This is a genomic window from Roseovarius sp. MMSF_3298, assembly GCF_030733705.1.
Classification (GTDB): Bacteria; Pseudomonadota; Alphaproteobacteria; order Rhodobacterales; family Rhodobacteraceae; genus Roseovarius; species Roseovarius confluentis.
The window spans coordinates 36,752-54,902 of record NZ_JASHIN010000007.1; the positions used below are offsets into that span (position 1 = coordinate 36,752).

16 protein-coding genes and 2 pseudogenes are annotated in these 18,151 nt (G+C 62.7%); 14 read left to right on the plus strand and 4 right to left on the minus strand.

What is annotated here, in order from left to right:
* Nucleotides 1–4: 4 nt before the first annotated feature.
* Nucleotides 5–943, minus strand: a complete 939-nt coding sequence (locus RBB18_RS08270) for a tripartite tricarboxylate transporter substrate binding protein (RefSeq protein ID WP_306112025.1) — start codon at nt 941–943, stop codon at nt 5–7.
* Between the two features lie 35 nt (nt 944–978).
* Nucleotides 979–1,767, minus strand: coding sequence for a GntR family transcriptional regulator (locus RBB18_RS08275; protein ID WP_306112026.1), 789 nt, complete (start codon nt 1,765–1,767; stop codon nt 979–981).
* 96 nt (nt 1,768–1,863) lie between these two features.
* Between RBB18_RS08275 and RBB18_RS08280 the strand changes: the two genes are divergently transcribed.
* The 14 genes and pseudogenes from RBB18_RS08280 to RBB18_RS08345 all read left to right on the plus strand — a co-directional run.
* A complete protein-coding gene (locus tag RBB18_RS08280) occupies nt 1,864–3,537 on the plus strand; it encodes a gamma-glutamyltransferase family protein (protein WP_306112027.1) in 1,674 nt (557 codons plus the stop codon).
* Between the two features lie 21 nt (nt 3,538–3,558).
* Nucleotides 3,559–4,005: a GAF domain-containing protein gene (locus RBB18_RS08285; protein WP_103763671.1), complete on the plus strand. Its 447-nt coding sequence runs from the start codon at nt 3,559–3,561 to the stop codon at nt 4,003–4,005.
* Between the two features lie 83 nt (nt 4,006–4,088).
* Nucleotides 4,089–4,799, plus strand: a pseudogene (locus RBB18_RS08290) (IS6 family transposase).
* 340 nt (nt 4,800–5,139) lie between these two features.
* A complete protein-coding gene (locus tag RBB18_RS08295; protein ID WP_103763670.1) occupies nt 5,140–5,961 on the plus strand; it encodes an IclR family transcriptional regulator in 822 nt (273 codons plus the stop codon).
* 12 nt (nt 5,962–5,973) lie between these two features.
* Nucleotides 5,974–7,497 carry a class I adenylate-forming enzyme family protein gene (locus tag RBB18_RS08300; RefSeq protein WP_306112028.1) on the plus strand — a complete coding sequence of 508 codons (1,524 nt, stop codon included), beginning with the start codon at nt 5,974–5,976 and terminating at the stop codon, nt 7,495–7,497.
* Nucleotides 7,498–7,500: 3 nt separating this feature from the next.
* Complete coding sequence (locus tag RBB18_RS08305; protein ID WP_103763668.1) at nt 7,501–8,271, plus strand: citryl-CoA lyase; 771 nt, start codon at nt 7,501–7,503, stop codon at nt 8,269–8,271.
* On the plus strand, nt 8,268–8,981 hold the full coding sequence (locus RBB18_RS08310) for an SDR family NAD(P)-dependent oxidoreductase (protein WP_274592725.1): 714 nt from the start codon (nt 8,268–8,270) through the stop codon (nt 8,979–8,981). Before RBB18_RS08305 ends, RBB18_RS08310 begins: the two co-directional genes overlap by 4 nt.
* Nucleotides 8,982–9,037: 56 nt before the next feature.
* A complete protein-coding gene (locus RBB18_RS08315) occupies nt 9,038–10,021 on the plus strand; it encodes a tripartite tricarboxylate transporter substrate binding protein (protein ID WP_306112029.1) in 984 nt (327 codons plus the stop codon).
* 73 nt (nt 10,022–10,094) lie between these two features.
* Entirely contained in the window at nt 10,095–10,616 is a 522-nt protein-coding gene (locus RBB18_RS08320) for a tripartite tricarboxylate transporter TctB family protein (protein ID WP_306112030.1), read from the plus strand.
* Nucleotides 10,617–10,619: 3 nt separating this feature from the next.
* Nucleotides 10,620–12,125: a tripartite tricarboxylate transporter permease gene (locus tag RBB18_RS08325; RefSeq protein ID WP_103763664.1), complete on the plus strand. Its 1,506-nt coding sequence runs from the start codon at nt 10,620–10,622 to the stop codon at nt 12,123–12,125.
* A complete protein-coding gene (locus RBB18_RS08330; RefSeq protein ID WP_103763663.1) occupies nt 12,122–12,949 on the plus strand; it encodes an SDR family NAD(P)-dependent oxidoreductase in 828 nt (275 codons plus the stop codon). The genes RBB18_RS08325 and RBB18_RS08330 overlap by 4 nt, the downstream gene beginning before the upstream one ends.
* Nucleotides 12,942–14,318, plus strand: coding sequence for a hypothetical protein (locus tag RBB18_RS08335; RefSeq protein WP_306112031.1), 1,377 nt, complete (start codon nt 12,942–12,944; stop codon nt 14,316–14,318). The genes RBB18_RS08330 and RBB18_RS08335 overlap by 8 nt, the downstream gene beginning before the upstream one ends.
* Before the next feature lie 9 nt (nt 14,319–14,327).
* Nucleotides 14,328–15,320, plus strand: coding sequence for an NAD(P)H-quinone oxidoreductase (locus tag RBB18_RS08340; RefSeq protein ID WP_306112032.1), 993 nt, complete (start codon nt 14,328–14,330; stop codon nt 15,318–15,320).
* 135 nt (nt 15,321–15,455) lie between these two features.
* Nucleotides 15,456–15,761 (plus strand): annotated as a pseudogene (locus RBB18_RS08345) (transposase); the annotation flags it as partial.
* Between the two features lie 252 nt (nt 15,762–16,013).
* Here the strand turns inward: RBB18_RS08345 and RBB18_RS08350 are convergent.
* Nucleotides 16,014–17,078: a glycine betaine/L-proline ABC transporter ATP-binding protein gene (locus tag RBB18_RS08350; RefSeq protein ID WP_103763661.1), complete on the minus strand. Its 1,065-nt coding sequence runs from the start codon at nt 17,076–17,078 to the stop codon at nt 16,014–16,016.
* On the minus strand, nt 17,075–18,103 hold the full coding sequence (locus RBB18_RS08355; RefSeq protein WP_103763660.1) for a proline/glycine betaine ABC transporter permease: 1,029 nt from the start codon (nt 18,101–18,103) through the stop codon (nt 17,075–17,077). The genes RBB18_RS08350 and RBB18_RS08355 overlap by 4 nt, the downstream gene beginning before the upstream one ends.
* Between the last annotated feature and the right edge of the window lie 48 nt (nt 18,104–18,151).

Consider the following 18,151-nt stretch of genomic DNA (forward strand, 5'->3'; position numbering starts at 1 on the left):
CCGGTCACTCGGCGAGCGCTTCCATCATGTTGACGTTGGCTTCGTAGGTGGTCATCACCTGCGAGCGCAGTTCGTCACCGCTGGTCAGGATCGGTGCCGGCGGATACTGCTTTTCGATGAACTGGCGGGTTTCGCTGTCCGGGTTGTTGAGAATCTCGGCGACCACGGCGGCGATCTCATCCCGGATTTCATCCGGCATGCCGGCCGGCCCTGTGATGATGTACTGGTAGCCGAGGTTCAGATCGATGCCCACATCCTGCAGGGTGGGTTTTTCCGGGGCCAGCGCAACCGGCGAAGTCTCGGCTGAAGCCAGAATATTCAGCTCGCCGGCTTCGACCAGAGGCTTCTGCACGCCACCGCCCCAGCCGACATTTGCATCCATGGAAACCAGTGCGTTAAGCGCACCGCGACCACCCTTTGTGCGAAGATGATTCACATTGATATCCAACGCACGCGCGACGATTTCGGCGCCTGCTTCTACCTGCGTACCCCAGTTGGCCCATACAAGTTCTTCGCCTGCATCTGCCGCAGCCTTTAGATCGTCCAGGGTTTCCCAGCCACTCTCTGCACGCGCCAGCACAGCCATCTGCGACCCTGCAGTCGTCGTGACGTAGGTGAAATCTTCAGGCGACAGGTTGTCACTGTTCATCGGCGCGAAGTCGTAGGTCGTGGTTATTGCAAAACCCAGCGTCTGGCCGTCAGGCTCTTCGCCCTTGAGCTGAGCAGACATCACGGTGCCATCCTCACCTGCCTTGTTCTCCGGCAGGACTTTCCATCCCCGCAGAGCCTCAATCTCCTTGGCAAGGGTACGGCCCTGTACATCTGTACCGCCACCCGCACCATAACCGATCCACAGACGGATCGGGCCATCGGGATTCCATTCCGCCAAGGCGGGGGCTGCAAGCAACGACAACGCAGCGCCCATAGTCAGTATCTTTCTCATTATTCAACCTCCACTGTTGTGATACATTCATCTGGTCACAGGACCGACTTGCGTTCTGCCAATTCCATGGGCCTGTGCCCGCGCGGCAGTTCAAACCGCTGGACAATCTGCAATCGATTGTCGCGGTTGAATTCGTGTGCGTCCCAAAGCATTCCGACGTGAGGCGCGGCAAGGTCGAGATGCTCGCAGGCCATTCCCGAAAGCAGCTCGGCAGAGGCCGCGTGGCGCACATGTGCGATGCGGACGCCGTAGGTTTCCCACAAGATTCGGTGGTAGGATGCTCCGTGCAGAGTTTCGGTTTTCTCGTCGGGCATGCCCTTGTGATACTCTACAGGCAGGTAAAATGCGCTGAAGGCTGGCCGCTCGCCCTCTACCCAGACCAGCCGGTCAATTCGGATAACTTCTTCGGCGTCGAACTCCGCCAGCAACTTACCGTAGGTTTCGGTCTGCACCCGCGACACGCGCAGCACGCGCGTATAAGGCATCATCTCTTCACCCGTCGCCGGATCCCGGAAGCGATAGATATGGACCTCTGGCACCTGGTTGCTGGCTTCAGCGATAAAGCTGCCCAACTTGCGGCGACGGACCACCAGCCCCTCTTCTACCATTTGCGCCAGGGCCTTCTGGACAGTCGACAGGCCTACCGGCAACGCCGCGCAAATTTCCGTCTCGTTTGGAAGACGCCCCCCAGGGCGATAATCTCCAGCGCGAATGCAAGCTGCGAATGCCTCTGTCAGACGCTGGTACTTGACCAATTTCGCCTCGGACGCCTTCCAGTGGCCAAGCAAGGGGCCAAGGGGCAGGTTGTCTGGTTTCGCGCTCATATTACAACGCTAATATTATCGTCGAGGGCTAGTCAACTACGTAGTTAAAGGGTTAGGGTGAGTTAATTATTAAAATTACGAGTCCAGGAAAAGATGATGAATGATTGGGCAGTCGCCACCGGACACCCTTTGGGGACCAAGGCAGCGGTGCGGGTCTTACGTGCCGGCGGCAACGCAGTGGATGCCGGCGTGGCCGCCGGACTGACCCTCGGCGTGGTACAGCCAGACCTCGTATCGGTTGCGGGTGTAGCACCGATCATCATGTACGACGCGGCAACCGGAGAGGTGACAGCGCAAGATGGGGTCGGTGGCTGGCCTGCCGCAGCGGATGTTCACCAGATGCACCGCGATCACGGCGAGCACGTGCCCGAAGGTATTCTTCGCACGGTTATCCCCGCCGCCCCGGCAAGCTGGATCAAGGCACTGTCGGAAAAGGGGACCCTGCGCCTGGCCGACGTCGCGGCAGAGGCACTTACGGCAGCTGAAGAAGGCTTCAAGGTCTATCCTCTTCTGGCCGATTTCATCGCCACGCGCCGGGAAAAATATGCGCGTTTTCCTTCCACTGCCGAGATATTCTTGCCGGACGGAAAGCCGCCCTTGGCCGGGGATACATTTTTCCAGCGTGATCTCGCCTGGACCCTGCAACAGATGCTGGACGCCGAAGCCGCCTGCCCCGGGGACCGTCGCGCAGGCCTCGCCGCCGCGCGCGCTGCTTTTTACCAGGGGCCTGTGGCAGAGCGAATCGTCGCGTTTCACGCGGCAAACGGCGGCCTGCTGACCGCGGCCGACCTGGCCGGCTACGAAGTGCGGAATGAAGTGTCCATACCGGTTCTTTTCCGAGGCGCGGAAATCCATTGCTGTGGAGCCTGGTGCCAGGGCATTTCTATGGCTGAAACTCTCGCCATGATCGAGGCGGCAGGGCTGGATGCAGCGCGTCGTGATGGCATGTTGAATGTGCATTTCCTGCTGGAAGTGCTCAAGCGGGTCTTTGCGGACAGAGAAGCCTATGTCACCGACCCCGACCATATGACGATCCGGCCCGAGGCCCTCCTCGATCCTGACTTTCTGGCCGAACGGCTGGGCGGCATCTCCGATCAGTCGGATCCGTTACCGGCGCCCGGCCGCCTGCCGCTTCGAAACGGCGACGCCGACGACGCTCCCTTCCGTGTTGGCTGTGCCGATACGACGCATATCAGCGTGATCGACGGTTCCGGAAACATCTTCTCGGCCACTCCCAGCGATCCAAGCTACGATACGGTGGTCGTCCCCGGGACCGGCCTTTCGGTGTCGTCCCGAGGATCGCAATCGCGAAGTATCCCCGGCCATCTCAATGCCCTTGCCCCAGGCAAGAGACCGCGCCTGACCCCCAACCCAATCCTTGCGCTGAAGGAGGGCACGCCGTGGCTGGCGCTCGGCACGCCCGGCGGCGATGTGCAGGTTCAGGCGACGGCACAGGTCCTGCTACATCTCCTGGACGGCGGGCTATCCCCGGCAGACGCGGTCCGTGCGCCACGTGTCGCCACCTATTCCTTTCCCGGCAGCTTTGCTCCGCATGATGTGCATCCTAACAAAGTGCTCTACGAATCCGATATTCACCCTGATCAGGTCTCCGATTTGAAGGCACGTGGCCACGACCTCGAGGCATGGCCGGCCGCCACATGGATCGCCGGCGGCATCTGCCTTGCGCTGCGCGACGACAACGGCGTTCAAGCCGTAGCCGACCCGCGCCGCGCAGGTAGCGCGGCCACGAGCAAAACCGTATCCGGCTAGATCCTCTCAAGGGATTATGAAATGACTGACTTTTCGCACCTCTCCTCGCCCGCCCTGACGCTTGAAGAAGCTCTCGCGCATTGCGACGCGGCAATTCCAAACGCCTTGTTCACCGCGATGCGTTTTCACCGGGAAACGATGGAGGTCGAACGTGTCTATTCCACCATGCCCAACGCCTATCCGATCAGCGGGCGCAAACCCAAGCGACAAAGCGCATGGGGCCAAAAGGTTCTGATCGAGAAGCAAACAAACTGCGGTTTCGGCGCCGATGACATCGCGTGGGCATTTGACGACCACGCAAAGATCCTCGGCCTCGGTCTCAACGCCGTTCTGAACGTACCTGTAATTGCCGGAAACCAGGTAATCGGCACGATTAACTTTCTGCGCAAGGCCCCACCTTTTTCTGCGGTGGAGATTGCGTTCGGCAAGGCCTGCGCAGAAGCCCTCGCCGAACGCCGAAAAATCTAAAGAAACTAAATCGCCTTACCTGCAAGCAGAGGTGCTGGCATTGCCAACTTGTTTGCCCACCGGCTTTCGCATAGGCAACCGGGATGAAAATACCGTGCACGATGCCTGGCCTGAAAGGCCACCGTTTTCCACGGGAGATCGTCGCCTATGCAGTCTGGGCGTATCATCGTTTTGCGCTCAGCACGGCGGATGTCGAGGATCTGCTGGCCGAACGCGGCGTGATGGTCAGCCGGGAAACCGTGCGGAACTGGGTGAACCGGTTTGGCCGCCATTTCGCTGATTGTATCAAGCGCGACAGGCCGAGCACCAGTGACAAATGGCACTTGGATGAAGTCGTTGTTCCGATCTATGGCGTGAAATTCTGGCTCTGGCGGGCAGTCGACGCGAATGGGAACGTGCTCGACATTCTCGTACAAAAGCAACGTAATGCGAAGGCCGCCAGCCGGTTCCTGAAGCGGCTGATCGACCGGCATGGCGCGCCACGAGTCGTGATCACCGACAAGCTGCGCAGTTACATCAGGCCGATCTGCAACCTTGCGGCGAACGCTGATCATCGGGCGCACAAGGGCTTGAACAACCGGATCGAAGGATCCCATCGGCCGACCTGAAAGCGAGAGAAACTTATGGGGCGTTTCAAGTCGCCGGGACAGGCGCAGAGATTTCTGGCCGCACATGACCAGATCAACACGATCTTCCGTCCCCGCCGCTATCGTCTCACCGCCAAATCCTATCGCCACGCCAGAGATGATGCCCTCGATCTTTGGAGCGCCTACACACTCGAAATGACCGCCTGACGGGCGCAGGTCAGACCGCATTCGGGCGGATGCAAATAAGTTGGCAATGCCGGACAAAGCCCTTGGCAATCCACCCGCGGAAACTGCGCCTCTGGCAGGGGTCTAGCAGACAAGTTGTAACAAACCCCAAATGAATGACCATCGTCTTCCGTTTGAGCAGGTTTAAAAAAATTAAATACGCAAAACATATTTTAATCAACAACCTGCACTTTTTTATTTCGCATGTTGAAAAGAAAATTTCATATATCGATCAAATTTGACTCGACAGCGAGGTGTGACATCACGAAATTCCCAGCAGATTCCCTGTCTCACGACGGGATCTTCTGGGAGGGAGACACAATTGACTGGAACGGGCCAGGATACCGAACAAGACACGGGCCAAACTGCGGGTCACAAGCCGGACCGCGTCGCGGAGACCTCGCTTGCCAAGGCGATCCGCCTGTTGCCCATCGTAGCGGAACGCAACGAGAGCGGCGTCACCCTGTCGGCGGTGGCACGGAAGGCGAACCTGACGACGGCGACGGCGCGCAGGCTTCTGCAAGGGCTCGTGGACGGCGGACTTCTGAGCTTCGACCCCTACTCCAAGATTTACACGCTGGGCATCGGCATCTTCAATCTCGCCGGCGCCCCCGGCTCCCCGCGCCAGTTTGACCCCGTTCGCATGGAGTTACGTCCGGCATTGAACGAGATCGCGACCGTTACGGGCGAGACCACCTTTCTCTCCGTACCCTTCAACGACGAGGCGCTCTGCATCGACGCGTCGGGTGATACCTATGCGCTCTGTGCCAACACCTTGCGCGTCGGGGCCCGGCGTCCGCTTGGCGTGGGTGCCGGCAGCGCCGCGATCCTCGCCGCCCTGCCAGAAAAACAGTGCGACCGGCTGATCGCCGCCAGCAGCGACACCTTCAGCCGCTATGGCGAGCTCAACGCGGCCGAAGTGAGGCGCATGGTGCAGCACTGGCGCGAACACCGCTGGCTGATCAACGGATCAATTATCATCCCAGATGTCGGGGCCATCGCGGTGGCAGTCTTCGACCAGACGGGACAGCTCAGGGCAGCGATATCGGTCGCGGCACTGAAGTCCCATCTCGGCCCCAAGCATCGCAAGGAAATCGTAGCTGTAATGAAGCGTGCCATCGAGCGCGTGGGTTTCAAGACTTAAGGCAGACCAAGCATGTATCCCATCCACTTCTTCAACCGCGCAGCCAAGCTCTGGCCCGATCACATCGCCATCGAACACGGCAACGAGCAGCTCAGCTATCGGAATCTGCACGCCCGCGTGCAGGCGCTGGCAACCGGGTTGCAAAAGCTCGATCCCGAGTTCGGCAGCCGTGTCGGCATTTGCAGCTACAACACGATCGACCACCTCGTCTGCTGGTTGGCCGTTCTGGCCGCGGGCAAGATCTGGGTGCCGTTGCAACCGATGAACGCCGCAGCCGAACTGGTCCGCGCCGTTTCCTTCACTCGCACAAGCATCGTCATCGTCCAGAAGGACACGGCAGCGAAACTCGCCGGTGCCGAGGCCATGTTCCTATATTCCGATCCCGAGGGCGGCGATGGCACCACGGGTGCGCTCTGCCGCGACCATGCCGGCCAGACCCCGGCAGAGGCCGACCTGCCTCTCTCGGCAACGCAGGCGATCAAGTTCACCGGTGGCACCACCGGCCTGCCCAAGGGCGTGATGCAGCCCTACCGCGCCTGGAACACCAACATCGCCACGCAGGTCGCCGCCTGGTCGCTGGGCGAGGGCCAGCGCTACCTCGCCGCCGCGCCCATCACCCACGGCACCTCGACCTATATCCTGCCGACGCTGGCAACCGGCGGCACGCTCGTGCTGCTCGACCGGCCCCGCCCCGAGCAGACGCTGGACTTCCTGCAGAACGCCCGGATCACCACGACCTTCGTGCCGCCCACCGTGCTTTACATGCTGATGGAGCTCGAAAACGTCCGCGACGCCGATTACGCGCACCTCAAGAACCTGATCTACGGCGCAGGCCCAATGCGCCCCGACGCGATCGGCCGCGCGCAGGAAATATTCGGCCCCTGCCTTGCCTCGACCTATGGCCAGACGGAGGCGCCCCAGATCGCCACGATGATCTCGGCCGAGGAACTCAAGAACCCGGCCAAGCGCGCCTCGGTCGGCCGCGAGACCTTTCTCAGCCGGGTTGAGATCATGAACGACGCGGGCAAGATCTTGCCCGTGGGCGAAACCGGCGAGATCGTCATTCGCGGCGACCTTCTGATGACCGGCTACTGGGACCAGCCGGAGGTCACCGCGAAGACGCTGGCCGATGGCTGGCTCCACACCGGCGACCTCGGCCAGAAGGACGAGGACGGCTATCTCTTCATCCGGGGCCGCGCCAAGGAGATGATCATCACCGGCGGCTTCAATGTCTACCCGGCGGATGTGGAAACCGTCATGGGCGAACACCCCGAGATCATTGACTGCGCCGTCTACGGCGTGCCTGACGACAAGTGGGGCGAGGCGGTTCATGCGGCCGTTCAGGTGCGGGATGCCAAGGCCGTCACCGGAGACGAGATCATCGCCTTCATCCGCGAGCGTCTCGGCCCCGTCCAGACGCCCAAATCCGTCAATTTCCGTGACAGCCTGCCGCGCAACGCAATCGGCAAGCTTCAGAAAAACCAACTTGCGGAAGAGCACGCCACCGCGCACGCCGACGCATTTCAGAAAGGCTGACCCATGTCCAAACCAGCGCCCACGACATCCCTGTGCCGTTACACCGACACCGAGATTTTCTATCGCAACAGCAACTTGGTGGACGAACTGCTGACCGATGACAGCGATTTCGTCACCGTGATGATGCAGCACATCCTGAACCGCCCGGTCAGCCCCAGCCAGAAACGCGTGATGAACGCGATCCTGATCGTGATGATGGAACACGGGCTGACCCCCAGCGCCATCACCACCCGGTCGATCTACATGTCCGCGCCCGAAAATCTGCAGGGCGCCGTCGCGGCGGGGCTTCTGGCCGTCGGCAGCCAGTTTGTCGGCACAATCGAGAACAACGCCCGCCTGCTCTCGGAACTGGTCGATCTCGACGCCGACGCACAGGCCACCCGCGCGTCCGAAATTGTGCGCGAACACCGCGCCCGCAAGGCTCACCTGCCCGGCTTCGGTCACCACCTTCACCGCCCGGATGATCCCCGCGCGTTGAAGCTGCTGGAGATCGGCGAGACCGCATCCGAAAACCCGCGCTACCTGCGCGCGCTGAAAACCCTGTCCGCCGCCGTCGACGCCGAGTTCGACCGCCACATCACCATCAACGCCACCGGCGCCACCGCCGCGCTTCTGGGCGACATGGACATCCCCGTGGAACTGATGCGCGGTTTCGCCATCATCTCCCGCGCCGCGGGCCTCGTGGCGCATATCGCCGAAGAGCAGCAGAAACCCTCCGGTCGCTTCATCTGGGAAACAATCGACAAGGCCATGCCGTTCGAGGACGACGCATGAGCGACTTCGCTATCGTCACCGGCGGCGCGCGCGGCATCGGCGCGGCGATTGCAGAGCGGCTCAAGGCCGACGGGCTGCGCATCGCCGTCGTGGACCGCATCGCGCCTGAGCATGACCACGCCGACGAGGTGCTCGAACTCGACCTGTCGGATGTCGAGGCCACCCGCACCGCGCTGGAGAAATTCTGCGACGGGCGGCGCGTGACGCGGTTGGTGAACAATGCCGGCATCGTAGAACCTGCGGATGTCGCCTCGACCGATCCCTATTCCCTCGACAAGGTGGCTGCGGTCAACTTGCGCGCGCCTCTCGTATGCCTGCAGGCCGCCCTGCCATCGATGAAGGAGGCACGGCTGGGCCGGGTCGTCAACATCTCGAGCCGCGTTGCGCTGGGCAAGGAGCTGCGCACTGCCTATTCGGCCACCAAGGCCGGTCTGCACGGCATGACCAAGACATGGGCGCTCGAACTGGGCCAGCACGGCATCACTGTCAACGCGCTCGGCCCCGGCCCCATCGCCACCGAGCTGTTCAACAAGGTGAACCCTCCGGGCGACCCGCGCACCGAAAAGATCATCGCGACGGTGCCCATGAAACGCACCGGAACCCCCGAGGACGTGGCCGACGCCGTGTCGTTCTTCTGTTCGGAGAGGGCGGGGTTCGTGACCGGACAGGTCCTTTACGTCTGCGGAGGCATGACCATCGGATCCGTCTGAAGAAGAATCCGGACCAGACTGAAAGAAAAGGCATTTCATCAAAGGAGGAGACCAAGATGAAACTCAACCGTAGAAACATGATCGGCGCCGTCAGCGCCACTGCCATGCTGGCCTTCGGCGGCTCTGCCATGGCGCAGGACTACCCGACCAAGCGCATCACGCTGATCGTGCCCTACAGCGCCGGCGGCGCAACCGATGTTCTGGCCCGCCAGGTCGCCGACGGCCTCAGCAAGGTGCTGGACGAGACGGTGACGGTCGAAAACCGCCCCGGTGCCGGCGCCACTCTGGGCACCACCCAGGCGGCCAACGCCCGCCCCGATGGTTACACGCTCTTCATGGGGCAGGTGTCGTCGCACGGCATCGCGCCCGCTGTCTACAAGAACCTGCAATATGATCCGGTCGAGGATTTCGCACCGATCAAGCTGATCATGTCGATCCCCAACGTCATGGTGGTCAACGAGGACAGCCCGTACCAGTCGGCCGAAGAATTCCTCGAAGCCGCGAAATCCGAGAACATGACCTTCGGGTCCTCGGGCGTGGGCAGCTCGATCCACCTCTCGGGCGAGATGTTCAAGGCCAGCACCGGCGCCGACATGACTCACGTGCCGTTCCGCGGCAGTGGCGAGGCCGTGCCGGCTCTGCTGTCAGGCGACGTGGACGTGATGTTCGACAACCTGCCCTCGGCCATGCCGCATATCGAGTCGGGCGCCCTGCGCGCGCTGGCAGTCACTACGCCGGAGCGTTCCGAGCACCTCGAGGATGTGCCGACCCTGGACGAGCTGGGCATTGAAGAGCTTGAAGGGTTCGCCGCGCGTTCGTGGTTCGGCCTGATGGCCCCTGCGGGCACCGATGAAGCGGTCGTCGCCACCTTGAACGACGCGATGGGCGAAGTCCTTGCAAGCGACAGCTTCAAGAAATTCGCCGACACCCGCGGCGGCCAGATCGAGGGCGGCAGCCCCGACGATTTCGCCGCCTACATCGAGGGCGAGCTTTCCAGCTGGAAGGCGGTCGTCGACGAGGCCGGCGTAACAGTCGAGTAATCTTTCGACATTTCCAAGGTGGCGGCCCGCCGGGGCCGCCACCCGTCAAGGGCGGCATGGAGGAGGGCCAGCCATGAGCGAAACAGATACCGACACCGACGCCCGCAGGGGCCGCCGCCGCGAAATCATCTTCGCGGTGCTCACGATCCTGGCCGCCTTGGTTTTCGCCTTCGTCGTCATCCCGAACGGCGTCACCAGACCGGCGTCGGTCAAACACCTGCCGCTGTCACCCGTCTTCCTGCCTTACGTTCTGACGATCAGCGTGGGCCTCTTCGCCCTGATCCACCTTCTGGAAGCGATCTTTGCCGCGCATATCCCCGGCGAGGACGACGCCTCGCTCGGGACACATCCGCGCTGGAAATCCCGCTTGCTGCTGCTTGTCGGCCTGCTGGCGCTCTACCTTCTGATGCCCGAGCGGCTGGGAATGCCGCTCACCGCCATCATTGTGACCATCGCATTGATGGCCATCGGCGGCGAGCGCCGCCCGCTTATCCTCTTAGGCGTCGGCATCGCCGTGCCGGTGCTGGTCTATCTGTTTTTCGCCCACATCGCGCAGGTGCCCCTGCCCATGGGCCTTTTCGAAGACTGGATGTGATCCATGATAGAGAATATTGCCACCGGCTTCGAGATGTTCTTCACGCTGGCCAACCTGCTGGCGATCACCGCCGGCGTGTGCCTCGGTGTAACCGTGGGCGCAATCCCCGGCCTGACCGCGACCATGGCCGTGGCGCTCGCCCTGCCCTTCACCTTCAATCTCGATCCCGTCACCGGCATCCTGCTGCTGGTCGGAGTCTACAAGGGCGGCGTCTTCGGCGGCTCGATCACCGCGATCCTCATTCGCGCGCCCGGCACGCCCGCGGCCGCCTGCACCCTGCTGGATGGCTATCCGCTAGCCCAGCAGGGCCAGGCGGGCAAGGCGCTCAACATGGCGCTCTACGCTTCGTGCATCGCCGACTTCCTGTCCAATCTGTCGCTTATCTTCTTCGCCAGCCTGATCGCCGGCCTTGCCCTTGCCTTCGGCCCGCCTGAATATTTCTGGCTGATCTGCTTCTCGCTGACCGTAGTGATCTCGATCTCGGGGTCGTCCCTGACCAAGGGGCTGATTTCCGGCCTGCTGGGCCTTCTCACATCCACCATCGGGCTGGACCTCGTCTATGGCACGCAACGCTTCACCTTCGACAACTTCAACCTGATGGGCGGGGTCAGCTACATCCCCCTGCTGATCGGCCTCTTCGCCCTGCCCGAGGTGATCGACTTCTACATGCGCAAGGTCGCGCCTTTCACGGTCAAGACCGCCGACAAGAGCCGCGTCAGCCTGGCCGAGCTGAAATCCAGCCTCGTCACCATCGTGCGAGGCAGCTTCATCGGCGTCATCATCGGCACCATCCCCGGTGCCGGGGCCACCGCCGCCGCTTTCCTCTCCTACGGCGAGGCACGCCGCACCTCGAAGTCTCCCGAAACCTTCGGCAAGGGCAATATCGAAGGCGTCGCCGCATCGGAGGCGGGCAATAACGGTGTCGCTGGCGCCACGCTCATTCCCCTGCTTGCGCTCGGCATTCCCGGTGACGTGGTGACGGCGGTGATCCTCGGCGCCTTCATGCTTCAGGGCCTCACCCCGGGGCCCCTGATGTTCCAGGACAACATCAGCATCATCTATGCCATCTTCATCGGCATCATGCTCAGCTCGGTCGTCCTTCTGGGATCGGGCAAACTCGCGATCCGCTATTTCTCGCGCATCGCCGACATTCCCCGCCACATCCTTCTGCCCATCGTGCTCATGTTCTGCGTGTTCGGCAGCTATGCCGTGCAAAGCCAGATGTTCGACGTGGGCGTGATGCTGGCCTTCGGCGTGCTGGGCTATATCATGATGAAGATCGACATGGCCGCGGCGCCCTTCCTCATGGGCTTTATCCTCGGCCCGCTCTTCGAGGACAACCTGCGCCGGTCGTTCCTCATTTCCGAGGACGTGACGATCTTCTTCCGCAGTCCGATCTGCTGGATCTTCATCGTCATCACCGTCCTGTCGGCCTATGTCGGCGTCCGTCGCGAGCTGCGCGCCACCCGCGCCAAGCGCAGCGCGCTGCGCACATCGGGTGCGGCATGAGCGAGGGCGCAGACAACGGTCTTGAGGGCCGCATCGCGCTGGTGATCGGCGCGGGGTCCATCGCGTCGGGCATCGGCATCGGCCGGGCCATCGCGATCAGCCTCGCCCGCGAGGGCGCCAATGTCATCGCCGCCGACAACGATCTTGCGTCGGCCGAGGAAACCGTGGGCCTGATCGCCGACGAGAGCGGTCGCGCCGAGGCGGCCCGCGTCGATGTCCTTGACGACGACAGCGTCACCGGCTTGATATCTGGCATCGAGGCCAAACATGGCCGTCTGGACATCCTGAACTGCAACGTGGGCCTGGGCAAAAGCGGCCCGTCCGAGGCCACCACCCCCGCAGACTGGCGCCGCATCAGCGACGCCAATCTGACCTCGCTGCACGTGGCCGCACAGGCGGCGATCCCGATGATGCGCGCGCAGGGCGGCGGGGTCATAACGGTCACGTCCTCCATCGCCTCGATCCGGCACGTGGGCTATCCCCACCTTGCCTATTCCGCCACCAAGGCCGGCGCGAACCAGTTCGTGCGGTCCCTCGCGGTCGAGCTTGCGCCCAATGGCATCCGCGTCAATTCCATCATCGCGGGGCTGATCGACACGCCCCGCATCGGCGTGACACTGGCCAACAGCTATGGGGACCGGACCGAAGCTCAGATGCGCGCTACCCGCGCCGCGCAATGCCCCATGGGCCGCATGGGCAGCGCCTGGGACATCGCCGAGGCCGCAACTTTCCTCGCCTCCGACAAGGCGGGCTACATCACCGGCACCCAGCTGGTGGTCGACGGCGGCCTGTCGGCCAGCATCCGGCAGGCGATGGATGCCTGACCGCCCACCCCCGTCGGGCCGGTCGCGGTTCGTCCTCAATGCGGGGCTGGCCCTGTACCTGTTGGGCACGGGGACTGCGGCCATCTTCGCACCGGTGCCTGAAATCCCAGCAGTGGCGGCGCTCATGGCGCTGGCCCTGCTCAATCGGCAGGCCCTCAACCGGCCAGCATGGATCATCGGCAGCCTCGTCGTCATGCTGGTCATCTGGGGCCTTGTCGCGGGCTGGCTGGACGAGGCCGGGGCACTATCGCGCGTCACCTTCCTGTCGGCCTTCCTGGTCGCGCTCGGCATGCTCAGCCGCGCCGCCTCGCGCGCGCCCGATATCCGCAGTGCCGCCGTCGTGGTCGCCAGCCGTCCGCGCGGCGCGCGCTATCTCTTCGTTTCACTGGGCACGCATATCTTCGCGATCTTTCTGAATTTCGGCGCGGCCAGCCTGATGGCCACGCTGCTGGCCCAGACCCGTGACAAGCTGGAACGCCAGAACGCGGTCGAGGATGTGACCCTGTCGATGCTGCGCGGCTTCGGCGCCATGCCGATGTGGTCGCCGCTCGCGCTCTCGACCATCGTCACTCTGTCGATCCTGCCCGAGATCAACTATTTCGAGGTCCTGCCCTACGGTCTGGCCGCCGCCGCGCTTTACCTTGCCGCCGGCTACATGGCGCGCAAAGGTCCCGTTCCCGCGTCCGGGCCGGCGACGGCCACGCCGGTCATGCCCACGCGCTCCGAACAGCTGATTCTTCTGCGGGTGGTGGCACGTGTCGCCCTTCTCGTGGCGGTGGCCTTCGCCCTGAACCGGTTCGCGGATCTGTCAATGCCCGCGTCCGTTCTGCTGGCCGTGTTGATCTTTTCGCTGGCCTGGTGGATGATCCAGGTCACTTCAGGCAGCGCTCCCGGCCTGCACGACGAACTTGCCGCCACCGCGTCAAGCGGCGCCAACGAGATCGTCATCGTGTCCTGCGCGGGCTTTCTCGGCGCCGTTATCGCGTGGTTCGTCTCCAGCTTCGACGGCGACCTGCCCGTTCCGCCCGATGCTCTAGCGCCGGTCCTCATCGCGCTCGTGCCCATGGGTATGGTGCTGGGCGGCGTATCGGCGCTGAACCCGATCGTCTCGGCAAGCATCCTCCTTGGCCTTCTGCACCCGCTGGTGCCCGAAGCGGCCCTGCTGTGGCTGGCGCTGGCGGCGATCATCGGCTGGGGCATCACCGCCGCCTCCACGCCGTTCACTGCCAACGTGCTCATCACCACCCGCATTATGCAGGTGGCTCCCGGCCCGCTTCTGCGCCGGCACAACATCCGGCTGACGGTCCTGTCACTGGCGGTGCTGGGCCTGTTCTGCGCCGCCGGTTCCTACATATCCCTGCAAGGTTAGGACGTACATATGACCCAGAACATGCAAGCCGTCTTCGCAACCCGCCCGGGCGGTCCGGACGTACTCGAGCCCCGCGAGGTCCCCATACCGGCGCCGGGGCCGGGCGAAGTGCTGATCCGTGTCGAGGCCGCGGGCGTCAACCGCCCCGACCTGCGCCAGCGCCAGGGCGGCTATCCCCCGCCCCCCGGCGTGACCGAGGTGCTGGGGCTCGAAGTGGCGGGCGAAGTCGTGTCCTGCGGCGACGACGTGCTGTCCTTTGCCGAGGGCGACAAGGTCGTCGCGCTGGTCGCAGGCGGCGGCTATGCCGAATACTGCGTCGCGCCCGCCCCCCAGGTCCTGCCGTGGCCTGCCGGTCTTTCGGCGGTCGAGGCTGCAGCCCTGCCCGAAACCTATTTCACCGTCTGGACCAATCTCTTCCGCATCGGGCGCCTCGCCGAGGGCGAGACTGTCCTGATCCACGGCGGCGCCAGCGGTATCGGCACCACGGCGATCCAGATCGCGCGCGCCATAGGCGCCACCGTCTATACCACCGCCGGCACGGACGAGAAATGCCAGGCCTGCCGCGACCTCGGCGCTACAGAAGCCATCAACTATCGTTCCGCACGGTTCGAGGAAGAGATCGCCCATCTCACCGACGGGCGCGGCGTCGATGTCATCCTCGACATGATTTGCGCCGATTACCTCAACCGCAATCTCGCCTCGCTCGCCGTGGCAGGGCGACTGGTCATCATCGCCTTCCTTGGTGGCGGCAAGACCCAGATCGACATCGAAGGCATGATCCGCAAGCGCCAGACCCTGTGCGGCAGCACACTGCGCCCACAATCCCCACAGGAAAAGGGCCTGATCGCCGCCGACCTTCTGGCCCGGGTCTGGCCCCTCCTGGAACAGGGCAAGATCAAACCGGTCATCAACTCCGTCCATCCTCTGGCCCGCGCCGCCGACGCCCATGCCGAACTCGAGGACGGCGGTCATGTGGGCAAGATCGTCCTGTCGGTGCGCTGACGGTCAGGCACCGTCCTGCGGCGGGCCGCTGGTGCGGCGGATCATCAGGTCGGGCGGGATCAGGGCCGCGGGCATTACCAACTTGTTTGCTCGTTGGCTTTCGCAAAAGCATCAGGTAGGAAAACTCCTTGCACAATGCCCGGGCTGAAAGGCCACCGTTTTCCACGCGAGATCTTCGCCTATAAGGTCTGGACGTACCATCGTTTTGCGCTCAGCACGGCGGATGACAAGGATCTTCTTGCCGAACGCGGCGTGATGGTCAGCCGGGAAACCGTCCGGAACTGGATGAACCGGTTTGGCCCTCATTTTGCCGATTGTATCAAGCGCGACAGGCCTGGCATTTGCGACAAATGGCACTTGGATGAAGTCGTTGTTCCGATCAATGACGTGAAGTTCTGGCTCTGGCGGGCAGTTGACGCGAATGGGAACATACTCGATCTTGCGTCCGCGCCGCCGTCGTCTCACCGCCAAATCCTATCGCCACAGCAGAGCTGATGCCCTCGATCTTTGGAGCGCCTACACACTTGAAATGACCACCTGGCGGGCGTGGGTCAGGCCGCATTCGGGCAGATCCAAATAAGTTGGCAAGGCCGCTCATACCAATCACTGTGTTCTGGCAGAGAGCATTGCCAACAATCTGATGATTTCGCGACCGGTCTTCAAACACTTGAATGAATCCAGGCAGCGGCGTCTTCACTTTTCTAGCATCCATTCACCACTTGCATCGCTCGCGACCCGCGGCACCAATGCACGGACGAGGTCGCGCATGTGGAGTACGCCCACTTGGCGTCCATTGCGCATGACGCGGTAGTTCTTCGTCGTGTCGCCCCGCGAGGTCGCGATGACCGACTCCAGCGTGTCATTTGCATCGACCTCTCCCGCGATCTCTTGCGGCGTATCACTGGTCGTCTTCATCACGGAACGTACCCGCAGCACACGCGCGCGGTTGATGTCACTGACAAAGGCTTCGATGTAGGGATCGTTCGGGTTCAGCAGGATATCCTGCGGTTCGCCCTGCTGCACCACGAAGCCATCCTTGAGGATCACCAGGTGATCGGCCAGCTTGAGCGCCTCGTCGAGGTCGTGGGTGATGAATACGACCGTCTTGGACAGCTCGTCCTGCAATTCGATCAACAAGTCCTGCATGTCGGTACGGATCAGCGGATCGAGGGCCGAGAACGCCTCGTCCATCAGCATAATGTCCGAGTTCGAGGTCAGCGCCCGGGCAATCCCGACCCGCTGCTGCATGCCGCCGGAAAGCTGTGCGGGATATTGCCCGCCCTGGCCTTCGAGGCCGACGCGGTTGAGCCACCGGGTCGCCTCTTCCGCGTATTGCTTTCGGTTTTTGCCTTCGATTGCCCAAGACATGCCGGCGTTCTCCAGCACCGTACGGTGCGGGAGAAGCGCGAATTTCTGAAACACCATCGACATTTCCGCCTGCCGCAGACGGCGCAGACGGTGCTCGTTGTAGTCCAGAATATTCTCGCCGTTGACATACACCTCGCCCGCCGTGGGTTCGATCAGCCGGTTAAGGTGGCGTATCAGGGTGGACTTGCCGGAACCAGACAGGCCCATGATGACCGTGGTCTTGCCCGTCGGCATGTCGACATTGATGTTGTTCAGACCAAGCACATGGCCCGTCTCGCTTTGCAATTCGGCCTTGCCCATGCCGGCGCGCACCTTTTCAAGTGCGCCCTGCGGGTTCTCACCGAATATCTTGTACAGATTGCATACCGAGATCTTGCTTTCATCGCTCATGATTTCTGCTCCGCGTTGATCCGTGCGAGCGCGGCTTTGGTGACCCGGTCAAGAATGATCGCCAGCAGCACGATGCCGAGGCCGGACAAGAGGCCGACGCCCAACTCGAGGCTGCGGATGCCGCGCAGCACCAGCACGCCGAGGCCCGGCGCCGAGACCAGCGAGGCGATGACCACCATCGCGAGGCTCATCATGATCGTCTGGTTCACGCCGGCCATGATGTTGGGCAGGGCCAGCGGGATCTGTACCCCGAATAGCTTCTGCCGCCTGGTCATCCCGAACGCATCGGCGGCCTCGATCACGTCCTTGTCCACCAACCGGATCCCGAGGTCTGTCAAACGCACCACCGGAACGATGGCATAAAGGATAATGGCAATGCCGTAGAGCTTGGGCTCCGTCACCGAGAAGAGGAAGATCAGCGGGATAAGATAAACGAAGGGGGGTAACGTCTGCAGCATGTCCAGCACAGGTATGAGCGCTTTCTGCACCCTGTCATTGCGTGACATGGCGATCCCGATGGGCACACCGAAGAGCACGCATATGAAGGCGCAGACGAAAATTATCGCGAGCGTTTGCATGGTATGATCGTAGAAATCGATGAAGGCGAGAAACCCGAAGCAGGCCGCGACCAGCGCCACCAGCTTGCCCGACCGGCCCACGCCCCAGGTGATCAGCATCAGCAGCGGTATCATGATCCACCACGGAACCGACTGCATGATCCAGAGCGCGTTTTCCAGGGCCCAGCTCAGCGGTTGGGTCAGTGGGTCGACCACGACTTTCAGGCTGTCCTTGATGTCGAGAAAGCCGCGCTCCAGTCCGCGCGTAAGGTCACGCGATTGCGGGACGCTGCTGCAGGCATCGTTCAGGGCGTCGAGCGATGGAAAGGGAAGCTCCCAGAGCGAGGTGTCACTTTCGCCTCCGGCCTGCCCCATGAGGTCCGCCATCGAGCTCAGGCCGCCGCCCTGCTCTTCGCCGCACCAGCCTCGAAGGCCCAGTTTGTCGAATAAAAAATCGTATGTCGCCATGTATCACTTCCCCGGATCCCGAGCGGACCGTCCGATTGTCTTTGGGCT

Excerpts from the sequence above, each read along its gene's own strand:
- RBB18_RS08270 (WP_306112025.1), bottom strand. The coding sequence starts at position 943 with ATGAGAAAGATACTGACTATGGGCGCTGCGTTGTCGTTGCTTGCAGCC.
- RBB18_RS08275 (WP_306112026.1), bottom strand. The coding sequence starts at position 1,767 with ATGAGCGCGAAACCAGACAACCTGCCCCTTGGCCCCTTGCTTGGCCAC.
- RBB18_RS08280 (WP_306112027.1), top strand. The coding sequence starts at position 1,864 with ATGAATGATTGGGCAGTCGCCACCGGACACCCTTTGGGGACCAAGGCA.
- RBB18_RS08285 (WP_103763671.1), top strand. The coding sequence starts at position 3,559 with ATGACTGACTTTTCGCACCTCTCCTCGCCCGCCCTGACGCTTGAAGAA.
- RBB18_RS08300 (WP_306112028.1), top strand. The coding sequence starts at position 5,974 with ATGTATCCCATCCACTTCTTCAACCGCGCAGCCAAGCTCTGGCCCGAT.
- RBB18_RS08305 (WP_103763668.1), top strand. The coding sequence starts at position 7,501 with ATGTCCAAACCAGCGCCCACGACATCCCTGTGCCGTTACACCGACACC.
- RBB18_RS08310 (WP_274592725.1), top strand. The coding sequence starts at position 8,268 with ATGAGCGACTTCGCTATCGTCACCGGCGGCGCGCGCGGCATCGGCGCG.
- RBB18_RS08315 (WP_306112029.1), top strand. The coding sequence starts at position 9,038 with ATGAAACTCAACCGTAGAAACATGATCGGCGCCGTCAGCGCCACTGCC.
- RBB18_RS08320 (WP_306112030.1), top strand. The coding sequence starts at position 10,095 with ATGAGCGAAACAGATACCGACACCGACGCCCGCAGGGGCCGCCGCCGC.
- RBB18_RS08325 (WP_103763664.1), top strand. The coding sequence starts at position 10,620 with ATGATAGAGAATATTGCCACCGGCTTCGAGATGTTCTTCACGCTGGCC.
- RBB18_RS08330 (WP_103763663.1), top strand. The coding sequence starts at position 12,122 with ATGAGCGAGGGCGCAGACAACGGTCTTGAGGGCCGCATCGCGCTGGTG.
- RBB18_RS08335 (WP_306112031.1), top strand. The coding sequence starts at position 12,942 with ATGCCTGACCGCCCACCCCCGTCGGGCCGGTCGCGGTTCGTCCTCAAT.
- RBB18_RS08340 (WP_306112032.1), top strand. The coding sequence starts at position 14,328 with ATGACCCAGAACATGCAAGCCGTCTTCGCAACCCGCCCGGGCGGTCCG.
- RBB18_RS08350 (WP_103763661.1), bottom strand. The coding sequence starts at position 17,078 with ATGAGCGATGAAAGCAAGATCTCGGTATGCAATCTGTACAAGATATTC.
- RBB18_RS08355 (WP_103763660.1), bottom strand. The coding sequence starts at position 18,103 with ATGGCGACATACGATTTTTTATTCGACAAACTGGGCCTTCGAGGCTGG.